Annotated in this window: 13 protein-coding genes and 1 tRNA gene; 12 read left to right on the plus strand and 2 right to left on the minus strand. The window is 64.7% G+C overall.

The genetic code is table 11. From position 1 onward, the window contains the following. Positions 1-245: 245 nt before the first annotated feature. The 4 genes from Q8O14_03235 to Q8O14_03250 all read left to right on the plus strand — a co-directional run bounded on the left by Q8O14_03235 (position 246) and on the right by Q8O14_03250 (position 7,353). Complete coding sequence (locus tag Q8O14_03235; protein ID MDP2359755.1) at positions 246-2,111, plus strand: SUMF1/EgtB/PvdO family nonheme iron enzyme; 1,866 nt, start codon at positions 246-248, stop codon at positions 2,109-2,111. A 156-nt stretch (positions 2,112-2,267) separates the two neighbouring features. Beyond that, positions 2,268-2,867, plus strand: a complete 600-nt coding sequence (locus Q8O14_03240; GenBank protein ID MDP2359756.1) for a TlpA disulfide reductase family protein — start codon at positions 2,268-2,270, stop codon at positions 2,865-2,867. Next, on the plus strand, positions 2,864-5,188 hold the full coding sequence (locus Q8O14_03245; GenBank protein ID MDP2359757.1) for a PEGA domain-containing protein: 2,325 nt from the start codon (positions 2,864-2,866) through the stop codon (positions 5,186-5,188). Before Q8O14_03240 ends, Q8O14_03245 begins: the two co-directional genes overlap by 4 nt. A gap of 29 nt (positions 5,189-5,217) precedes the next feature. Continuing rightward, entirely contained in the window at positions 5,218-7,353 is a 2,136-nt protein-coding gene (locus Q8O14_03250) for a carboxypeptidase regulatory-like domain-containing protein (protein ID MDP2359758.1), read from the plus strand. Positions 7,354-7,461: 108 nt separating this feature from the next. Here Q8O14_03250 and Q8O14_03255 read toward each other — a convergent pair whose 3' ends face one another. Continuing rightward, complete coding sequence (locus Q8O14_03255) at positions 7,462-8,508, minus strand: IS630 family transposase (protein MDP2359759.1); 1,047 nt, start codon at positions 8,506-8,508, stop codon at positions 7,462-7,464. Between the two features lie 63 nt (positions 8,509-8,571). On the opposite strand from Q8O14_03255, the gene Q8O14_03260 reads away from it, so the two are divergent. The 8 genes from Q8O14_03260 (at position 8,572) to Q8O14_03295 (ending at position 18,560) form a co-directional block, all read left to right on the plus strand. After that, positions 8,572-10,854 (plus strand): PEGA domain-containing protein, encoded by a 2,283-nt coding sequence (locus Q8O14_03260; protein MDP2359760.1) that lies wholly within the window; start codon positions 8,572-8,574, stop codon positions 10,852-10,854. A gap of 103 nt (positions 10,855-10,957) precedes the next feature. Continuing rightward, positions 10,958-11,461, plus strand: coding sequence for a hypothetical protein (locus Q8O14_03265; GenBank protein ID MDP2359761.1), 504 nt, complete (start codon positions 10,958-10,960; stop codon positions 11,459-11,461). Between the two features lie 12 nt (positions 11,462-11,473). Beyond that, positions 11,474-12,595, plus strand: coding sequence for a hypothetical protein (locus Q8O14_03270; GenBank protein ID MDP2359762.1), 1,122 nt, complete (start codon positions 11,474-11,476; stop codon positions 12,593-12,595). Between the two features lie 25 nt (positions 12,596-12,620). After that, on the plus strand, positions 12,621-13,229 hold the full coding sequence (locus Q8O14_03275; protein MDP2359763.1) for a hypothetical protein: 609 nt from the start codon (positions 12,621-12,623) through the stop codon (positions 13,227-13,229). 31 nt (positions 13,230-13,260) lie between these two features. Next, a complete protein-coding gene (locus Q8O14_03280; GenBank protein MDP2359764.1) occupies positions 13,261-14,499 on the plus strand; it encodes a hypothetical protein in 1,239 nt (412 codons plus the stop codon). Positions 14,500-14,552: 53 nt separating this feature from the next. Then, a complete protein-coding gene (locus Q8O14_03285) occupies positions 14,553-15,791 on the plus strand; it encodes an ATP-binding protein (GenBank protein ID MDP2359765.1) in 1,239 nt (412 codons plus the stop codon). Continuing rightward, positions 15,785-16,684, plus strand: a complete 900-nt coding sequence (locus Q8O14_03290) for a DUF5763 domain-containing protein (GenBank protein MDP2359766.1) — start codon at positions 15,785-15,787, stop codon at positions 16,682-16,684. Before Q8O14_03285 ends, Q8O14_03290 begins: the two co-directional genes overlap by 7 nt. Positions 16,685-16,706: 22 nt before the next feature. Beyond that, positions 16,707-18,560 carry an SUMF1/EgtB/PvdO family nonheme iron enzyme gene (locus Q8O14_03295; protein MDP2359767.1) on the plus strand — a complete coding sequence of 618 codons (1,854 nt, stop codon included), beginning with the start codon at positions 16,707-16,709 and terminating at the stop codon, positions 18,558-18,560. A gap of 245 nt (positions 18,561-18,805) precedes the next feature. Here the strand turns inward: Q8O14_03295 and Q8O14_03300 are convergent. Continuing rightward, positions 18,806-18,878 (minus strand) — tRNA-Thr (locus Q8O14_03300). Between the last annotated feature and the right edge of the window lie 80 nt (positions 18,879-18,958).

The raw sequence follows: 18,958 nt of genomic DNA on the forward strand, positions 1-18,958 counted from the left end.
CGCCGGACCTCACCCCACCAGAAAAGCGTTCTCCAGATGGACCACGAAGACGTGAAGCGTGCCCCTGGGCACCGGCCCCGCTGGCTGCTCAATCAAACATGGCGTGGAATCACCACCTGACCAGCACTGGATCAGCCGAGGCGGATGGGCTTGCATGGGCAGGGCTTCTCAGGCAGGGGGATTGTTAGCCTTGTCACAAGGGAGATGGTATGGCACATTTGCGACCCGGGTCGCAGGGCCTCCCCATGCGCCGCCGGCACCCTTCCACCGGCTATGCGAGAGTTGCCATGCCTGTTGCACCATGTCGTTGGCGCTTGTTGCTTCTCATTGCCTCAGCGTTGTTGCTCTCGTGCACGGGGGACATGCCCCAGCAGCCGCGGCGGGACAATCCTTTTGATCCACTGATGGGCAGGGAAGGGGATCCCTTCCAGTTTGATATCCATCTCGCGGGAGATTCCCTGTTTCTGAACTGGGCATGGCCGCCGGGCGTCAACCTGGATGGGGCACGGCTCTATCAGTCCTTTGACGGCCAGGTCTGGACGGCCGTGCAGGATATGCCCCCGCCTGTTTCAACGCTACGCATCCCACTGGATGCGGAACGCCGGGGGCGCTGGCTGTCGCTGGCCCTGACGGCGCTGGCCGGCGGGGCCGAATCGTCCCTCGACAACGATGAGGTTCGAACCCGGCGGACACCGCCTCTGCTGGTGGCGGCAAGCACAGGGAGCCGCTACTGCAACCAATCCCGGGTGACCGCCCTGGTGCGATGCGCGGATGCCGTCACGATGAAGGTGGCCGTTGGAAACGACAGCGCCACCGCGCTGTGGCAGACCTATGCCCCCACCGTCGACCTCGATCTGCCTGCCTTCAACGGCTGGCATGCGGTCTCGGCCTGGTTTCGGCTGCCCGATGATGCCGTGGAGTCCATCCTGGATTCCCTCGCCTTGGACACCGCCTGCGCCATTGCCGCGGCTTCGTGGGAGCCCTTGTCCGGGGCGTCAGCGCCCTTGCGGCCGGGCGACGCTCTTCGTCTGCACGTGCAGTTGGAGCATGACTTCCTGGGTGCCGAGATCGGTGCGCGCGTCGTGGCCTACTGGCCCGGCCAGGCCGACAGCCTGTTGTTGGCGGACAGGGGCGATGGCCACTACCAGACAGACTATTCAATTAACGAAGACTTCTGGCAAACTGGCCAGCCCATCGAGATCCATGTGTGGGATCGGGCGGGCAATCGCCCCACCCCTCTCACGCTTGCGAATCCCTTGGTCACAAGCCGGATGATCCTGGTCCCCGCCGGCACCTTCACCATGGGGCAGACGGGGGTGGCCGTTCCCACTCACGAGGTGACCCTGACCCGATCCTTTCTCCTTGACCGCACCGAAGTGACCAATGAACAGTATCGGGTCGCCCTGCAATGGGCCTACAACCAAGGGCTGGTGACTTTGAGTGGCGGGACTGTCCAGGCCTATGGCGTCAACCTGCTCTACATGAACGACGCCGATTGCCTGCTCAGAATCAGTGGCGGCCGCTTCTCCATCGAGCCGGTCACACGGGGTAGTCATGCGGGATCCCTTGGTGACCAGCACCCCGTTAATGGGGTCACCTGGTTTGGGGCCGCCTCTTACTGCGATTGGCGCAGCATGATGGCTGGATTGGAACCCTACTATCAAGGGCTGTGGAATCAGATACCCGGCTCACGCAGTCCCTATGCCGCCCTGGGCTGTCGCCTGCCCACGGAGGCGGAGTGGGAACACGCGGCACGTTTCAACGACGGCCGCACCTATCCGTGGGGCAACGGGGAGCCGACCTGCAACCTTGCCAACACCCTAGGTTGTGTAAACGGAACAGGCCCCGTGGGCAGCAAACCGGACGGGGACAGCGCACTTGGCTTCCAGGACATGGCTGGCAACGTATGGGAGTGGACGAATGATTTCAGCTCGAACTATGTGGGCGACGATCAGGTGGACCCGGTTGGTGCTGTCAGCGGCACCGACCGGGTGGTACGTGGCGGCGGCTGGTACAGCAACAGTTCGCGCGCCCGTTGTGCCTACCGGAGCGGCAGCGCCCCCGCGAATCGCTACACCGACATCGGCTTCCGCTGTGCCAGGACTCCCTGATCCTTGGGCGCTAGGCCATTGGTTCTTGGCTGGTTTTCCGGGTGGGGGACTCGCGGGCAAACCTGAAAGAATTGTCCCGGCAAGGGGCCAAGACCCACCGTGCGCAAGGAGATGGTCCACGGAGCGGCCGGCGTTTGGAGGCGTGAGGAGGAAGCTTTGCTGAGCATCCCAGGCCTGCTGGTGGCGATCTTGGTCGCCCTGCATTCCGCCGTCGCCCTCGAGGCGCCGACGAAGCAGGTGGACGCCCGCGGACCTTTGCAGGTGGGCGCCGCCGCCCCGCCTTTCGCCCTGCCGGGGCCGGAGAGCGGCGTCATCAGCCTGCGCGAGGAACTGCGCCAGGGTCCCCTCCTCCTCTGTTTCTGGGCCAGTTGGTGCCAGCCCTGCAAGGCAGGGCTGCGCCGCGTCGAGAGCTGGACGGCCGCCCGCGTCGGACAGGCGCGGTCCCTGCCGCGCATCCTCTGTCTCAACTACGCCGATGACCGGGAACGAGGCTTGGCCCTCTGGCGGGAACTGGGCCTCAGCCTGCCCGTGGCCTGGGATCGCTACGGCGCGGTGGGCGAGCGCTACGGACTGAAGGAGGACGGCGCCAGCCTCCCTCTGACCGTCTTCATCGGCCAGGACGGCCTGCTGCGGGCCCTCATCGTGTCCGAGGGCCCCGACCTGCCCCTCCTGCTGGACCGCCTCATGGCCGAGGAGGAGGAACGGCAACACCCGCCGGCCCCTGGCGCCTCTCCCGATGCCGGGCGGCGCCCATGAAGCGATCCCGCGCCGCCTGTGCCGTGATGGTCCTCTTCACCCTGCTCCTGGCCTGGCCCGGTCCCTGCCGTGGACAGGGCGCCTCCCCGCAAGGCGCCGCCCTCCTGGCTGTGATCGATCGCACCACCCTGCCGCTTCCGGGCCTGAAGGCGGACGAGCACCGCTACCTGGTCGGCCGCATCTATTCCGGGGCCGAACAGCGCCTGGGCAACCGCGTACGGGTGATGACGGAGCAGAACACCTTCACCCTGCTCCAGGACATGGGCATCAATCCCGCCGATTGTGTGCAGCAGGACTGCGAGGTGGCCATCGGACGCAAGATCGGCGCGGACTGGCTGATCGTCACCAAGATCTACCGCTTCGACGAGCGCAGTCCCTTCATCTTCGAGCTGGGCCTTTACCAGACCGGCTCCGGCGCCTTCCACGGCGCCCAGGAGGCGCGGGGGCAAAGCACGATCGAGTTGAGCGACCGCGCCCGGGAGGCCGCGGACAAGCTCTTCGACAAGCTGCTCGAGAAGCTGGGGGGCGTGGCCCGTGCCGAGACGGCCCAGCTGACCTTCCTGATGGAGCCGGGACCGGTCTTCATGCTGCGCGACGGGCTGGCGATCGGCACCCTGACGGTGCCTGCCAGCGGCCGCCTGCGCCTGGACACGGCCCCGGGCAGCCACGACTTCGTCTTCAGCCGCGAGGGCAAGGAGGATGTGCGCAGCTCCCTCGAGGCGGATCCGGCCCGACCCCGCGAGATCGAGGTGCAGTTCCAGCCGGGACGGCCGGAGGTCCGGGTGGAGGGGTCGGGCAAGGGGCTGCTGCGCGTGGCCAGCGAACCACGCGGCGCCACCGTGCACTTGGATGACGTGGAAGTGGGCACGACCACGCTGCAGCTGGTCGATGTGGCGGCCGGCTCCCACCGCGTGCGCCTCAGCAAGCCGCTCTACAAGACACGGGAAGTGGATGTGGCGGTGGCCGAGGACGCCGTGGCGGAAGTGAGCGAGACTCTGGCGCCGGATTTCGCCCCCCTGGAGATCCTCTCGGAGCCGGCCGGCGCCTCGGTCTGGGTGGATGGACAGGAAAGGGGTCGGACGCCGTGGCGCGAGGAGCGCTTTCCCGCGGGCCGCAGCGCTCTGCGCCTGCGGTTGGACCTGCACCATGACCTCGAGGATGTCCTGACGGTGGAGGCGGGCCAGCCCCTGCGCCTCAGCCTGTCGCTCCAGCCGGCCTTTGGCAGCCTGCGGGTGGAAACCCAGCCGCCGGGCGCCCAGGTCTTCGTGGACGAGGAGGAGTGGGGCGCCGCCCCCGTCGCGCGGGACCGGGTGCGCAGCGGTCGCCACACCGTGCGGGTCCGCGCGGACCTCTACAACGATTACGAAAGCTGGGTGGAGGTGCAGGACGGCGGGCGCCACACGGTGCGGGCGGACCTCAGCGCCGACTACGGCACGCTGCGGCTGGCCGGCTCGCCGGCCGGGGCCCGCGTCCTGGTTGATGGCGCGTACCGGGGAGTCCTCCCTATTGATCTGCGCCTGCCTCCCGGCCAGCACCGCCTGCGCGTGGAGGAAGTCGACCACGACGTCGTGGAGGAGGACATCACCGTGGCCGTGGGCGAGGAGCGGGACCGCCGCCTGGACCTGGTCCGCCAGACGGGTGGGCTGCGCATCCTGGTGGAACCCCCCGATGCCATCATCCACCTGGACGGCCTGCGCCTGGGTCCCAGCCCCCAGGTGGTGAAGGAGCTCCCCACCGGTCGCCACCAGGTGCGGGCCAGCCTGGCGGAGCACGCCGACCACAGCCGCAGTGTGACCATCCGGCGCGGGGTGCAGGAGCAGGTGGACATCACCCTTTCCCGCGCGGCCTGGCTGGAGTACCGCCAACGGCGGCTCAAGGCGACCTTGGGTTCCCTGGTCGTTCCGGGCGGAGGCCAGCTCGCCGCCAGGCAGCCGCGGGGACTCGTCTACCTGCTGGGCGCCGCGGGTGGCATCGCCCTGGCAGTGGATTCCTGGCAGCGTCATGACCGGCTGGAGCGGGACTACGAGGAGGCGCGCCACCACTATGCCAGCTCGCTGGATGAGGCGGAGCTGAACCGGCACTACGCGGACATGGAAGCGGCCTGGGACGGGATGAAACGCCAACGGGACCTGCACTGGGCCGGCGTGGGGCTGGCCGGTGTCGCCTGGCTGGCGGGAGTGGCGGACGGCTGGCTGCTGGGCGGGGGTTCCCGGGACACGGGCAAGGAAAAGGCAAGCCAAAAAGAACATGGCTGCACCTTGCATTTCGGCTTGGCGAGATTTGCGAACGCACCTGCCATAGAGTTGTGTGTTCGCTGGTGAGTAATTAATGTGGACAAGGGAGGTAAGTTATGAAGAAGATGTCCTTCCATGTTGGACTGATGGTTGTCTCGACGCTGTTTTGTTCCTGTTTGACTGAGGACGAAGAACAACAGCATCCGACCGGAAACATCGCTGGTGTCATTACAGACTCCGTCACGGGCAGCGGACTGGCTGGTGCTGTAGTGTCGACGGTTCCCATCACGACCACCGCCATCAGCGATGCCAATGGGCAGTTCAACGTTTCAGATGTCGCAGTGGGGTCCTATCTGACATCCGCTGCCAAGACGGGTTACTCCACACGCACGGTTAGCACCTCCGTGCTGGCCAACCAGACCGCCACCGTGTACATGAGCCTTGAAGTCCTGCGACCAACACTGCATGTCTCGACGACGAATCTCTCCTTCGGCACCACCACCACCACCATCACATTGTCAATTCAAAACTCGACAGGGTACGGGGAGCTGCAGTGGACAATTGAAGAAGACTCGCCTTGGTTGTCGGTCTCACCGTTAACGGGGACAACGACACTAGAGACGGATCTGGTCACGGTCAGTGTCGATCGCTCGGGCCTCAGCGCGGGCAACTACCAGGGGCAGTTGCAGGTGGTGTCCACGGGCGGCTCTCAGCCGGTCGGAGTGCTCGTGACCGTGCCGGACACCAGCGGTCCGCAACTGACAGTGAGCCCATTGGAACTCGATTTCGGCAGCAACCAGAGCACCGCCATCGTCTCGGTCACCAACACGGGTATTGGGACCCTATCCTGGTCGGTAGTGGAAGCCTATCCCTGGGTGTCGGTAAACCCAAGCTCTGGCACAACCAGTACGGAAACTGACCAGTTGGTCTTTACTATCGACCGCACGGTGGTGGCCGTAGGCATCCACCAAGGGCAGGTGGCCATTACGGCTCTGCAGGGTGGCAACGCAGCCGTCTCCTTGTCCATGGAGGTAACTCCCAGCGCAATTCCGCCAGTTACACTGAATGAGCCAACTAACGTCACTACGCACGGCATGACCCTGGCCTGGACCCGGACGGAGATCACAAACTTCGCCTTGTACAGGCTTTATCGATCCACCACGCCGGGCGTGTCTAACCTATCCACCCTTGTTTATGAGACCAGTTCCCGAACATCCAACCTATTTTCCGACACAGGGCTTAGTTCGGGAACAACCTACTACTATAGGGTCTATCTACTTGCGACGGATCAATCAGAGTCGGGGAGCAATGAGATCAGCGGAACTACGATGTCACAAGTTGGCACTTGGAGTACAATTTATAGTCCGCCTAACAATAATTGGTATGGTAGTGCTATATGTATGATTGGTTCAAATGTAGGATATTTTGGATTTAATACAGGCAGTAGGCCAACAATTTTATATTGGGACGGATCAATAATGACTGAGGAAACACTGCCTGCTGTTGATCAAAATGAGTCGTACTCCTATATTTCAGATATAGAGTTTATAAATAGCAACGAGGTATACGCATCTTATCAATATCCGTATTCAAACCCATCTCAGAATTCTGGTTTATATATGTTCAATGGGTCAACATGGAGTAAATATCAAGCTCTTGATAACATGTCAATATACTCTTTAGAGATTACACCATCTGGTAACCTATGGGTAGGATCTAATGGTTTTTTGAAGAGAAAAATAGGCAGTCAAATTACGACATATAATGTCGACGCTACTTCAATAATGGATATTCACGCATTGTCTGATGATAACATATTTTGCTGCGATATTGATGGAAAAATCTTTCATTATGATGGATTTGGATGGGCATTGATAACAAATCCGCCTATAGGTGTAGATAACTGCGAATCAATTTATGCATCATCTGTTAATGATATATATATTGACACAAAAAAATCATTATATAGATATGACGGATTTTCGTGGAATTTAGTCTTGCAATCAAGAAATACATCTTCGAAAATACGAGACGTGTATATTCGATCTGAATCAAATATCTGGTTAGGTGGTTATATGATTGATTTTACAGATGATAATATTCTCGATAGATTCGAGTTTGCTTTTTACGATGGAACTAGTTTTCGTGGGGTTGAGAGTCCATCCAATAAAGAGATCGTCAAGATCCAGTTCTTTGGGAATGTGGGGTGGGCTGTGGATACCGATGGCAACGTGCTGAGATATAGCGAGTGAGGACGTGTCGTAATGAAAGAGGAACAAACTAGTCGTTATAGCGAGGAGGACTTGGAAGGACAATCGGGTCCGGGGTGGCTAGAATGAACGCGATTATTAACCCGGCCCTTAAATTCCCAGGGCCGCATACTGAGCACTTGGGTGCCTGAAGTAGGACATGACGTGCTCGGGCAGGGCTGAGATCCGATCCATGAAGGCCGTTGCCTTGTGCAGGAGGGCCTCGGTCGTTCTGCTGGCAGGGCCCGTTCGCAGCGCGGTCTTGAAGTCCCGATTCAGATACTCGTCCGGATTGGATTCGGGCGCGTAGGGCGGCAGGAACACCAATTCGATCTGGTGCTCGCGACCCACCATCCAGGCTTGGACCTTCTTGGCATGATGTACCCGCAAGTTGTCCACCACCAAGTAGATCTTGCGATCAGCATGGTGGATCAATCCCGCCAGAAACGAGATGAAGCGCTCGGCGTTGATCGTGTCCTCCACGATGCGGAAACTCACTTCCCCACGGGCGGAAATCGCCGAAATCATGGACAGCTTCTTCCAGCGTGCCGGCACCTTGAGCACCGGGGTTTGGCCGCGCGGGGCAAACCCACGCACCCAGTGGGCGTCTTCTTTCACCGCCGTCTCATCGCCCCACAGGATCGTGGCACCCTCTGCCTTGGCCCGTGCCGCCACGGCAGGAAAAGTCTCCTTCAGCCAGGTCTCGATCTTCTTGGGGTCCTGTTCCAGCGCTCGCTTCATGGGTCGCTGCGGTGTGAAACCCCAGCGTTTCAAATACTTCCCAATCAGACGATCCTGCATCTCGATGCCGAAGCGATCCAGAATCAGCGCCTTGATCGCAGGACGGGTCCACAGGGCAAAAGGCAACTGCAGCTGATCCGGAGTCTTGCTGATGATGCGTTCCCGGATCCACACCTCTTCTACGAAGGTCAGCTTTCGACCCGAGCCAACCGGACGACCACGCGGCTTCTCAATCAGTCCGGCTTCCCCATCCCTGCGGCTACGGGTAATCCAGACTTCCACCGTATTGGTGTGCACACCAGCTACAGCAGCCAGCTCCGGAATCGTCATGTCGGTCTGGGCACGCAGCCGCATCACCATGGTGCGAAGCAGGTTTCGTCCCTCAGCCGTCAGTTTGCGGGCATCGATCTTTTCCATGCCCCCAAGTTAAGAAATTCCTTCGTATTTTTGGGCCGGGTTAATAGGCTCATCCTTTCCCTCATGTTGTTGTTTACGATGGCGTTCGTATCACAGGCACAATCGCCGCAGGAAGATTCTCAGGCCCTACTCGCTGTGGTTGACCGCACTGCCTTGCCGCTGCCGGGACTAAAGGCGGACGAGCTGCACTATCTCGTCGGGCGCCTTTACCCGTGGGCCGAGCAGCGCTTAGGCAGCCGCGTGACAGTCATGACCGAGGAGAACACCTTCACCCTTCTTCAGGACATGGGCATCAATCCCGCCGATTGTGTGCAGCAGGACTGCGAAGTGGCCATCGGACGCAAGATCGGCGCGGACTGGCTGATCGTTACAAAGCTCTATCGTTTTGATGACAAGGCTCCGTTCATCTTTGAGCTGAGGCTCTACCAGACGGCCACCAGCGTTTTCCTCGGGTCGCAAGAAGCACGCGCCCTGACGGTGATCGATCTGGCTGACCAAGCCAACGCGGCAGCGGAAAAGATCTTCACGCGATTGATAGACAAACTGGGCGGAGTGCGCCACGTTGAAACCGCCCAGCTGACCTTCATACTTGAACCTGGACCCGTGTTTGTGCAACGCGACAACCAGGCAATCGGCACACTAACGGTACCTGCCAGCGGTCGCCTGCGCTTGGACACATCACCGGGCAGCCACGACTTTGTCTTCAGCCGGGAGGGTAAGCTGGATTGGAGCAGGAAGCTTGATGCCATGACCGGTGCCCCGCAAGAAATCTCCGTGAGCTTCCTTCAAGGCAACCCGGCCGCCATACCGTCTGGCTCGGGCAGTGGCGTCCTCCGCGTGGCCAGCCAACCCGGTGGGGCGACCATCCATCTGGATGACGTGGAAATCGGCACAACCACGCTGCAACTTGCCGACATCACTATCGGCATGCACCGCTTGCGTCTCAGCAAGCCTTTGTACCAGACCATCGAAAGGAATGTGCTGATCAGCGAAGATGCCGTCACGGAGGTCAGCGAGAGCTTGGCACCAGACTTCGCTCCATTGACTGTGCGCTCTGATCCGCCAGACGCCGTCGTGCTGCTGGACGGCCAGGAGCGCGGTCGTACGCCCTGGAGCGTTGAACGCTTTCCCACTGGTCAGTACAGTTTGCGCTTGCGGGCAGACCTGTATCACCAGGAGGAGCGCGTCCTCCGTGTTGAGCCCGGTGTTCCACTGCAGATAGATGCGCGCCTGAGACCGGCCTTCGGTTCCCTCATGGTCGAATCCCATCCCGATGGTGCCGAGGTCTTTGTGGACGAAGTGTCGTGGGGACGCGCGCCTGCGCAGCGTGACAAGGTCCGGAGTGGTCGTCACGCCGTCCGTGTTCGCCTTGAGCTATTCAACGATTACGAGAGCTGGGTGGACGTTGCGGACGAGGGCCGTCACATCGTGACGGCGGATCTCAGCGCGAACTATGGCACCCTGTCGCTATCGGGATCGCCAGTGGGCGCGCGTGTTCTCGTGGACGGAACGAGTTCAGGCACGCTTCCCATAGAACTCCGCCTTCGACCGGGCAGCCATCGGTTGAGGGTAGAGCGGGATCAATACAATCCCTTCGATGAGACTATCGTTCTGGCTGTGGGAGACCGGCGGGAAAGACAGATCAATCTTGTCCGCCAGACTGGTGCCTTGTTTATCATGGTGAGTCCGCCTGAAGCCAGAATCTACCTCGACGGTCGACGCCTAGGAGAAAGTCCGCAGATCCTCAAGGAGCTGCCCACAGGCCGCTATCAGGTTCGGGCTAGCTTGGCGTCTTACGCGGATCATGCGGAAATTATCGATTTGACCGTCGGATCTCAAACGCGATTGGAAATCACCCTGTCACACGAGGCTTGGCTCGAATACGCTGCACGGCGTCGCAAGGCAACCTACGCGGCGGTCCTGTTTCCAGGCGGAGGACAACTCATCAGTGGCCAGAAGCGAGGAGCCATCTATTCGCTGGCCGCGGGGGCAGGCGCTTGGCTGTCAGTTCTGTCTTCACAGAAGTACGAGACTGCCCTGAAAGACCTTCATCGTGCGGAGCTGCAATACCGCAACTCGATTGATCCGCTGGAGCACGCCCGGCACTATCAGGAAATGCTGGATGCCAGGGATGAACAGAGACAATCTCGCCGCCTATACTGGGCAGGTATGGCGACAGCTGGTACCAGTTGGTTAGTGGGCGTGGTAGACGCTAGGCTGTTCGGCGGTACCGCGCGCGAAACAGATATACATAAGGTCGAAAATCGACGAGGGACGTTTTGGCACCCACGACTGGTACTCACCTCAAATGTCCCAGGAGTGGCGATTCTGTGGTCCTGGCATTGATATGGAGCAATTGATGCGACTGTACCATTGCTGTCTTGTACTTGCTCTGCTAATGGCGGGATGCACCGCAAGTACACGGCTTCTTCCCGGCCAGGAGCGGCAGATGTCGGGGGGCGACCCGCCAGCCTGGGTCCTGGCCCCCGTCAAGGAGGACACGCGGGAGGCCAAGGCCTTCTGTGGCGTGTCCCGCAACCTGGGCAGCGAAGGGGCGGCCCGGGACGACGCCCTGCGCAGCGCCCGGGAACAGATCATCGACGCCATCGGCGTCCAGGGCGAGCACGTGCTGGTGCAGGTGAGCAGCTCCCTGGGACCCGCGGGCGGCATCCTAGATCCCGCCGTCGCGCTGGACAACACGACCAAGCTGGTCTCCGAGGGCCAGGTGCGGACCCGGGCCCGCCAGTTCCACATCGAGAGATGGCAGCGGCTGGGCGAGTCCGGGCTGGAGTACTATCACAAGGCCTATGTGCTGGTTCATTGGAGCCATGCGGACGCCGCGGAGGCGGTCCGCCAGGCGGTGCGCGCGGCGGCGGGACCCGATGCGCAGGTCCAGGCCAATGTCGAGCGCGCCCTGGATCGGATGAAGGAGCTGAAGGCCGAGGACTGGTAGCGGGAGGTTTCCTTGCCCTCATCGTTCTCGCCTGGAACCCGCTGGGCGCTCCTCGGCCTGGTCCTGCTCCTGGTCGCCTGCGGCGCGTCCCGCTCGCTCAAACCCGGGGAGAGCCGCGTGGTCCGGGCGCTGGGAGATGCCGGCCTGCGCTCCCAGGCCGGACCGGGGCTGTTCATCGGCGTCTCCCACGCCTGCGCCGACGAGTCCGAGGCGCGCCGGGACGCCGAGCTGCAGGCCCGCCAGGCCATCATTTCCTCCCTCCACAGCCAGGTTGAGAGCAGCGTGCTGCAGCGGGTGACGCTGGATGGGCGTCCCGCCCAGATCCTTGAGGCCTCCGTGGAACAGGAGGCCCAGGTGCGCGCCCTCAGCCGCAACCTGGTCAGCGTGCAGGCCGAGGCCTGGTACATCGAGACCCGGGAGCGCGCCACGGACAGGGGTCTGCAGGTGGAGGTGCAGGCCTGGTGCCGCATGCGCTATGACCGGGCGGATCACCAGCGCCTGCTGCAGGAGCTGCTGGATGAACTGGGTCCCGCCATCGAGGAGGGCGGCCGCAGCGCCGGCCTGGCCCTGGCCGGTTCGCGCGTGGGAGAAGGACTCCGCCTGGCCGGCCGGGCCTGGCGCCAACTGAAAGCCCTGGACCGCTACGAAGGCTGGACCCCCGCCCAGCTGAAGCGACGGGAGGACCTGCGCCAGGGGGTGGAAGAGGCGCTGGGCCGATTCACCATCCACGTGGCCCTGGAGACCCGCTTGGACAAGCAGCCGGTCGTGAGCGGGTTCGGACCGGCCCTGGCCCGCGCCCTGCGCCGCCAGCTGCCCGTGACCATCCTGGAGGGCGCCGCTGTGGCGCAGGCCTCCGGAGCCCTGTTGACGGGAACCCTCGACCTGACGACGCGCACCGTGGCCGGCGGGCTGGTGAGCTGCACGGGCCGGCTGGAGACCACGCTGCAAACGCTGGCGGGCGGGGAGGTCCTTTGGCGGGCGGTGGAACCGGGCGGCGGCCTGACCGACCTGCGCGAGGCGGGAGGCAACGCCGAGTGGGCCGTGCGCCGGTTGCTTGAGAGCAAGATGCTGCTGGAGAGCCTGCCCGAATCCCTGGCCACGGGCTTGCGCCAGCGCCTCTTGGAGCAGATGTGACACACCATTTCCACAGGAGGAGACCATGAGACAGCTGCGACGGATTCTGCCCCTGCTGCTGGCCGCCCTGGTGCTGGCGGGATGTGCCGGAGGCCGCAAGATGATGGAGGGAAGCCGCCGGCAGATCAGCGGCGGGGACCGCCCCAGTTGGGTGGACAATCCCCAGAAGGAGAGCACCAAGGAGATGAAGGCCTTCGCCGGCCTCTCCCGCCAGTTCGCCATGGAGTCCGATGCCCGCACCGATGCCCGCATGAACGCCTACATCCAGGCCATCGACGCCGCCGGACTGCAGGGCAAGCGCATGTTCGACCAGGTGGCCAGCCTCATCGGCGCCTCCTCGGACATTCTCACCCCGGGCGTGGTGCAGGACGAGATGACCCGTCTCAAGGGCCAGGGCGTGGCCATGGGCGATGTCAAACAGTGGCACGTGGAACAGTGGGAGCTGCTTGAGAACGGCGCCCTGCGCCGCTACTTCGTGGTCCAGGCCCTCTTCATGATGCCGAAGGATGCCCCCAAGCAGTTCATGGAGAACCTGCTCAAGGCCAAGGCCGCCGCCGAGGCCGACGAACAGGTGCGCCAGAACATCAACCGCGCCCTGGAAAAGATGCAGGAAATGCAGAGTGAGGATTGGTAGCCGCCATCCATCGACTCCACATGTCATCCTGGTGAAAGCGCACGTTGCTTCCAGGGCTGCGCCCAAGGCGTGGGCCGCCGCCTGGATCATGGCCGTCCTCGCCTGGCCGGGCCTGTTCTCCGCCCTGGGCGGCGCCTGGGCGATGGAGGCGCCTGTTGTCGGCGCCACCCTGGTGGCGGTCATCGACCGTTCAAGCGAGGCGGGCAGCGGCTTGAACGAGGACCAGCGCTCCATCCTCTCCCAGGCGGCGCGCGGCCAGCTGGTCAGATCCCTGGCCCACCGTGGATGTGTCGTCCTGTCCGAAGAGAACACCATCGCCATTCTGCGGGACATGGGCGTCGACCTGGCCACCTGCGAGGGCGAATGCGAGCTGCAAGTGGCCCGCACCCTGCAAGCGGACTGGCTGGTCTCCATCCGCCTTGTGCGGCTGGGCGGCGAGTGGACCGTCCAGGCCAACCTCTTCCGCACCTCCAGCGGAGCCATGGTGGGCGGCGAGACCCGGGAGTGCGGCAGCGAACGGGAGCTGCGACCCGCGCTGCAGCACCTCATCCGGGACCTCTGCCACAGCCAGTTCCCCGAAGCAGGGGGGGACAGGGTCGGGGTCGCGGCGGAGCCTCCCGCGACCAGCCCGCCGCGGGAGGCGGAAGGGGTCGTGCTTCGGGACCGGGAGCCAAAACCGGTCCCGCCGGCCACCGGCTGGGAAGAGCGCCGCTCGGGCATCCGCAACCGCTTCTGTCTGGAAGGCGGCTGGGGTCCCTGCTTCTTCTATCCCCGCCAGGAGGGAACGGTCCGGCGCAGCGTCATGGCCTGGGGCGCGGACCTGCGCTACGCCGACAGAAGCGCCTCGCTCTACGACCTCGTCCTCAGCTGGTGGCGCGCCACCGAGGACTTCGATGACCACCCCGAGGCGAAGACGCACTACGCCCTGCTGCGGGCGGTCGTCGAGATCACGCCCCTCCACCTGGGGCCGGTGCACGCCTTCGGCCGCGCCGGCTACCAGGTGATCCAGACCCGCACCAAGTGGGACGAGCGCCTCCTGCTGGGCGGCCCGGGCCTGGAGTACCGCGCCCGCGGAGGCCTGGCCCTGGCGGCCGGCATGGACTTCCTGAAAGAGCATAGGCTGAGCGACGGCCGCTTCAGCGAGGTCACGCGCCACTATCGCGCCGAGTGCTCGTGGTCCGGCGCCAATCTCGGCCTGGGATTGGAAGCCCTGTTCGGGGGCGAGGCCAAGGCGGAGGAATCCATCACGGCAAGACTGCTCATCTATTGAGCGTCTCGCCCTTACGACTTGTCATACTTTGAAAGTATGATTATCATACATCCATGAGCAGCACAAAGCAAAGCCCTCTGCCCCGTCTGGCCGCCGGGGGCCTCAAGAAGGCCCTGGCGCTATCCCCCGTCGTTGTGCTCACCGGGGCGCGGCAGACGGGCAAGACCACCCTGGTGAAGGCTCTGCCTGAACTGGCCGGCCGGCCCTACCTGAGCCTGGACGACCTGGACCTGCGCACCCAGGCCCTGGAGGAGCCGGAGGCCCTGGCGCGGCGCGCTCCCGCCCTCGTGCTGGATGAAGTGCAGCGGGCAAAGGACCTGCTCATCGCCGTCAAGCGCGTCGTGGATGAGGATGCCCGGCGCACTCCCGGCCGCTTCGTGCTGACCGGATCGGCCAACCTGCTCATGCAGGAGCAGGTCGCGGAGAGCTTGGCCGGTCGCGCCGTCTACGTCCAGCTCTGGCCTTTCACCCGCCGCGAACGCCTGGGCCTGGGGCGGGCCGGCGCTTGGAGCCGCCTGCTGGAGACGCCCTCGGCGGACTGGGCGCGCTGCCTGCGCGAGGAGGCCGGTCCGCGGGAGGACTGGCGCGACGCGGCCCGGCGCGGCGGGATGCCCGTGCCCAGCCTGCTGGAGGACCCCGAGGCCCGGCGCCTGTGGTTCTCCGGTTACGTGCAGACCTACCTGGAGCGCGACTTGCAGATGCTGCGCTCCGTGGCGGGCTTGCCCGACTTCCGCCGCCTGATGCGCGCCGCCTGCCTGCGCATGGGCGGCCTGCTCAACCAGACCGAACTCAGCCGCGACACGGGCATCGTGCAGCCCCAGGTGCACCGCCACCTGGGCCTGCTGGAGGCCAGCTACCAGGCCGTGCGCCTGCCGGCTTTTTCGGTCAACCGCACCAGGCGGCTGATCAAGGCGCCCAAGCTCTACTGGAGCGACACGGCCCTGGCCCTGCACTTGGCCGGCGAGACGGAGCCCCGCGGCGCCCACCTGGAGAACCTGGTGCTGGCGGACCTGCTGGCCTGGCGCGACGCCCAGGCGGAGACGGTGAGCCTGCTCTACTGGCGCACGGCCACGGGCCAGGAGGTGGACTTCGTGGTGGAGACGCCGCGCCGCCTGCTGCCGGTGGAGGTCAAGGCCGCCACCCGCGTCCAGCCGGCCGACGCCAGGGGCCTGGAGGCCTTCCTGGACGAGTACCCGGACCTGGCCGAGGGCGGCCTGCTCCTCCACGCGGGCGAGGAGGCCTTCCCCCTGACGCGCCGGGTCTGGGCCGCGCCCTGGTGGCAGGTATGTTGAGCCAGGGCCGGAGGACCACGCGGCCGCGCCGCGCCCGGGAGGTGCTGGCGCGCCTCGTCCTCTTCGCGCTCCTGGCCCTCCCCGTCCCGGCGCGGGCCGGGCTGCTAGCCGTCATCGACCGCTCCCACCCCACCAGCGCGGAACTCAATGCCGACCAGTTGAGCCTGCTGGCGCAGGCCGTGCGCGGCGAGGCCGCGCGCCACCTGGGCGCCCGGGAGGTCGCCGTGCTCTCCGAGGAGAACACCGTCACCATTTTGAAGGACATGGGCGTGGATCTGGCCCGCTGCGAGGGCGAGTGCGAAGTGGAGCTCGCCCGCACGCTGCAGGCCGACTGGCTGGTCACGAGCAAGGTCGTGCGCTTCGGAGCGCAGTGGACCCTGCAGCTGAACCTCTTCAAGACCGCCACGGGCCAGCTGGCGGGCTCCGAGCAGCTGACGGCGAAGGGGAAGGAGGATCTGGTCAACGGCGTCCCGCGCGCGGCCTGCCGGCTCCTGGCCGGCACCTGGGCGCCCGACTCCGCCTGCGCCTCCCTGGCCCAGCCGGCGGCGCCGGGGCAGCAATCCGCCGGGACGCCCGCCCGGCCCGCCGTGGTCAGGACCGCCGACTCTGCACCATCAACCCCGTCGCCTGCCGCCGTGCAGCCGCCGAAAAACACCCCGGGCAGATCGACGCGCTGCCTGGGCACGACCCAGGCCGGCGCCCGCTGCAAGCGCACCACCGAGAGACCCAGCGGCTACTGCTGGCAGCACGAGGACCAGGCCGGGACCCGCCCGTGGACCGAACCGGCCCCGGACCTGCCGGACGCCGAGCGCTGCCGGGCGATGACACAGAGGGGAACGCGCTGCACACGGCGCGCCACCGCCAATGGCCTCTGCTGGCAACACAAGAAATGATCCAGGACCCGGAGCCGACGCCATGCCCTTGCTGCGACTGCTGATCCTTCTTTGCCTGGTCGGGCCGGCCCCGGCCCAGCTTCTCGCCGTGCTGGACAAGTCCAAGCCGGAGGACGCCGGCCTCTCCCAGGCCAAGCTCAACATCCTGGCCCAGGCCGCCCGCGGCGAGGCGCGCCGCCGGATTCCGGAGCAGTTCCAGGTCATGAGCGAAGAGAACACGATCACCATCCTCAGGGACATGGGGGTCAATCTGGCGGCCTGCGAAGGCGAGTGCGAGGTGGAGATCGCCCGCAAGTTGCAGGCCGACTGGCTGATGAGCGTCCAGCTGGTGCGCTTCGGCAGCGCCTGGAACCTGCAACTCAATCTCTTCGAGACGGCGACGGGCGCCCTCAAGGGCAGCGAGCGGGCGCAAGTGGCCCAGGAGGACCGCCTGATCGCCGTGGCCGAAGAGAAGACCGGCCTCCTCGCCCTGCTGGTGGGGCGCCGGTCCGACCTGCCCGCCAGCGGCCGCATTGGTGGCGGCGGCGAGGAGTGGGAGCTGCCCGCCACGGTGGGTGTCCTGGTCACCTTCGAATCCACCCCGCCCGGCGCCACCGTCACGCTGGACGGCAGCTACCTGGGCGAGACGCCCATCACCCGGGAACTGACCCCGGGTCCCCACAGCCTGAAGCTCAGCCTGTCCCGCTACGAGGACCTGGTCGAGCGGGTGACCGTGGACAAGAGAGCGGTGCTCGCCCGACCCTTGACTCCCCTGTTCGGCTGGCTGACGGTGGAGAGCACACCCGCGGCGCAGCCGGTCTGGCTGGACGGTGTCCGGGCAGGGGACACGCCCCTTAGGGATCACGTGCTGGGCCATGGCCCCCACGTGGTGCAGGTGGGGGACAGCGTCCGGACCTACCCGGTGGGCGAGCGCTTCGCCTTGGCCAAGGGGGAACGCAAGACCCTGAGTTTCGACGTCCTGCAGCGAACGGGCGGCCTGGTCGTGCGGCTGGTGGACGCCCAGGGCAATGCGCTGGAGCAGGCCGTGACGGTGGACGGCACGCCCCGCGGCAACAGCCCGCTGCAACTGAAGCTGCCCATCGGGGAGCATGTGGTCGAGGCGGACGGGAAGCGGCATTCCGTTCGGGTGGTGGAGAAGGAGATCGAGTCGCTGGTCCTGACTGTGGAGCGCGCGGCCGCGTCGCCTGCGGGGGGCCAGGGCGTGGCCGGCCCCCTGCCCGGCATGACCTTCGTCACCCTGCCAGCTGGCAGCTTCCAGATGGGCAGCACCACGGGAGATGAGGACGAGAAACCCGTGCACAAGGTGACGCTCTCCTCTTTCGCCCTGATGACGACGGAAGTGACGCAGGTCCAGTGGCGGGCGGTGATGGGCGACAACCCCTCCTACTTCAAAGGCGACGACCTGCCCGTCGAATATGTGAGTTGGAATGACGTGCAGGACTTCCTCCGCAAGCTCAACCAAAGAGATCCCGGCAAAGGCTACCGCCTGCCCACGGAGGCAGAGTGGGAGTATGCCTGCCGGGCGGGGTCGACCGCGAGGTGGTGCTTCGGAGACAATGAGTCGCAGCTGGGTGACTACGCATGGTACATCGCCAACGCCGATGGCCGCACCCATCCGGTGGGCCGGAAGCGGGCCAACGCCTGGGGCCTCTTCGACATGCACGGCAACGTGTGGGAGTGGTGCCAGGACTGGTATGGGAACTACCCCTCAGGAGATTTGACGAATCCCGCAGGACCGACCAGCGGCGCCTACCGGGTGGTGCGTGGCGGCAGCTGGGGCCACGTCAGTTCGAACGCCCGTTGTGCCTACCGGGGCTACAACACGCCCACGGATCGCAGCTACTACATCGGCTTCCGCTGTGCCAGGACTCCCTGAGCCCTTGGGTTCTTGGGTCTTGGCCCTTGGCTTATGGCCGCGCCACCGGCGCGGCCGCGCGAGTTGTCATGAGGAAGCTGCCGCCGAACGCCGGGAGAGGAGATGGGATCTGTGGCCCTGCACCCCGCCCGGTCGCTGGCGACACGTCACGCCAGTGGCAAGGCCGGTTGGCGCCGGGGGAGGGATGAGCCCGGCGGGAGGAGACACGAAAGGGACCGCCTGGCGACGATCCCCTTGATGTGAGAAGCCATCCGGGAGACTCGAACTCCCGACCTGCGCATTACGAATGCGCTGCTCTACCAACTGAGCTAGGATGGCCTGCAAGGCGCACAGTATAGCGTCCGGTCACTGGGGAGTCAAGCTGGGCGGGCCGTAGGGACACGATGCATCGTGTCCCT

The sequence above is a fragment of the bacterium genome (assembly GCA_030685015.1).
Taxonomy (GTDB): domain Bacteria; phylum CAIWAD01; class CAIWAD01; order CAIWAD01; family CAIWAD01; genus CAIWAD01.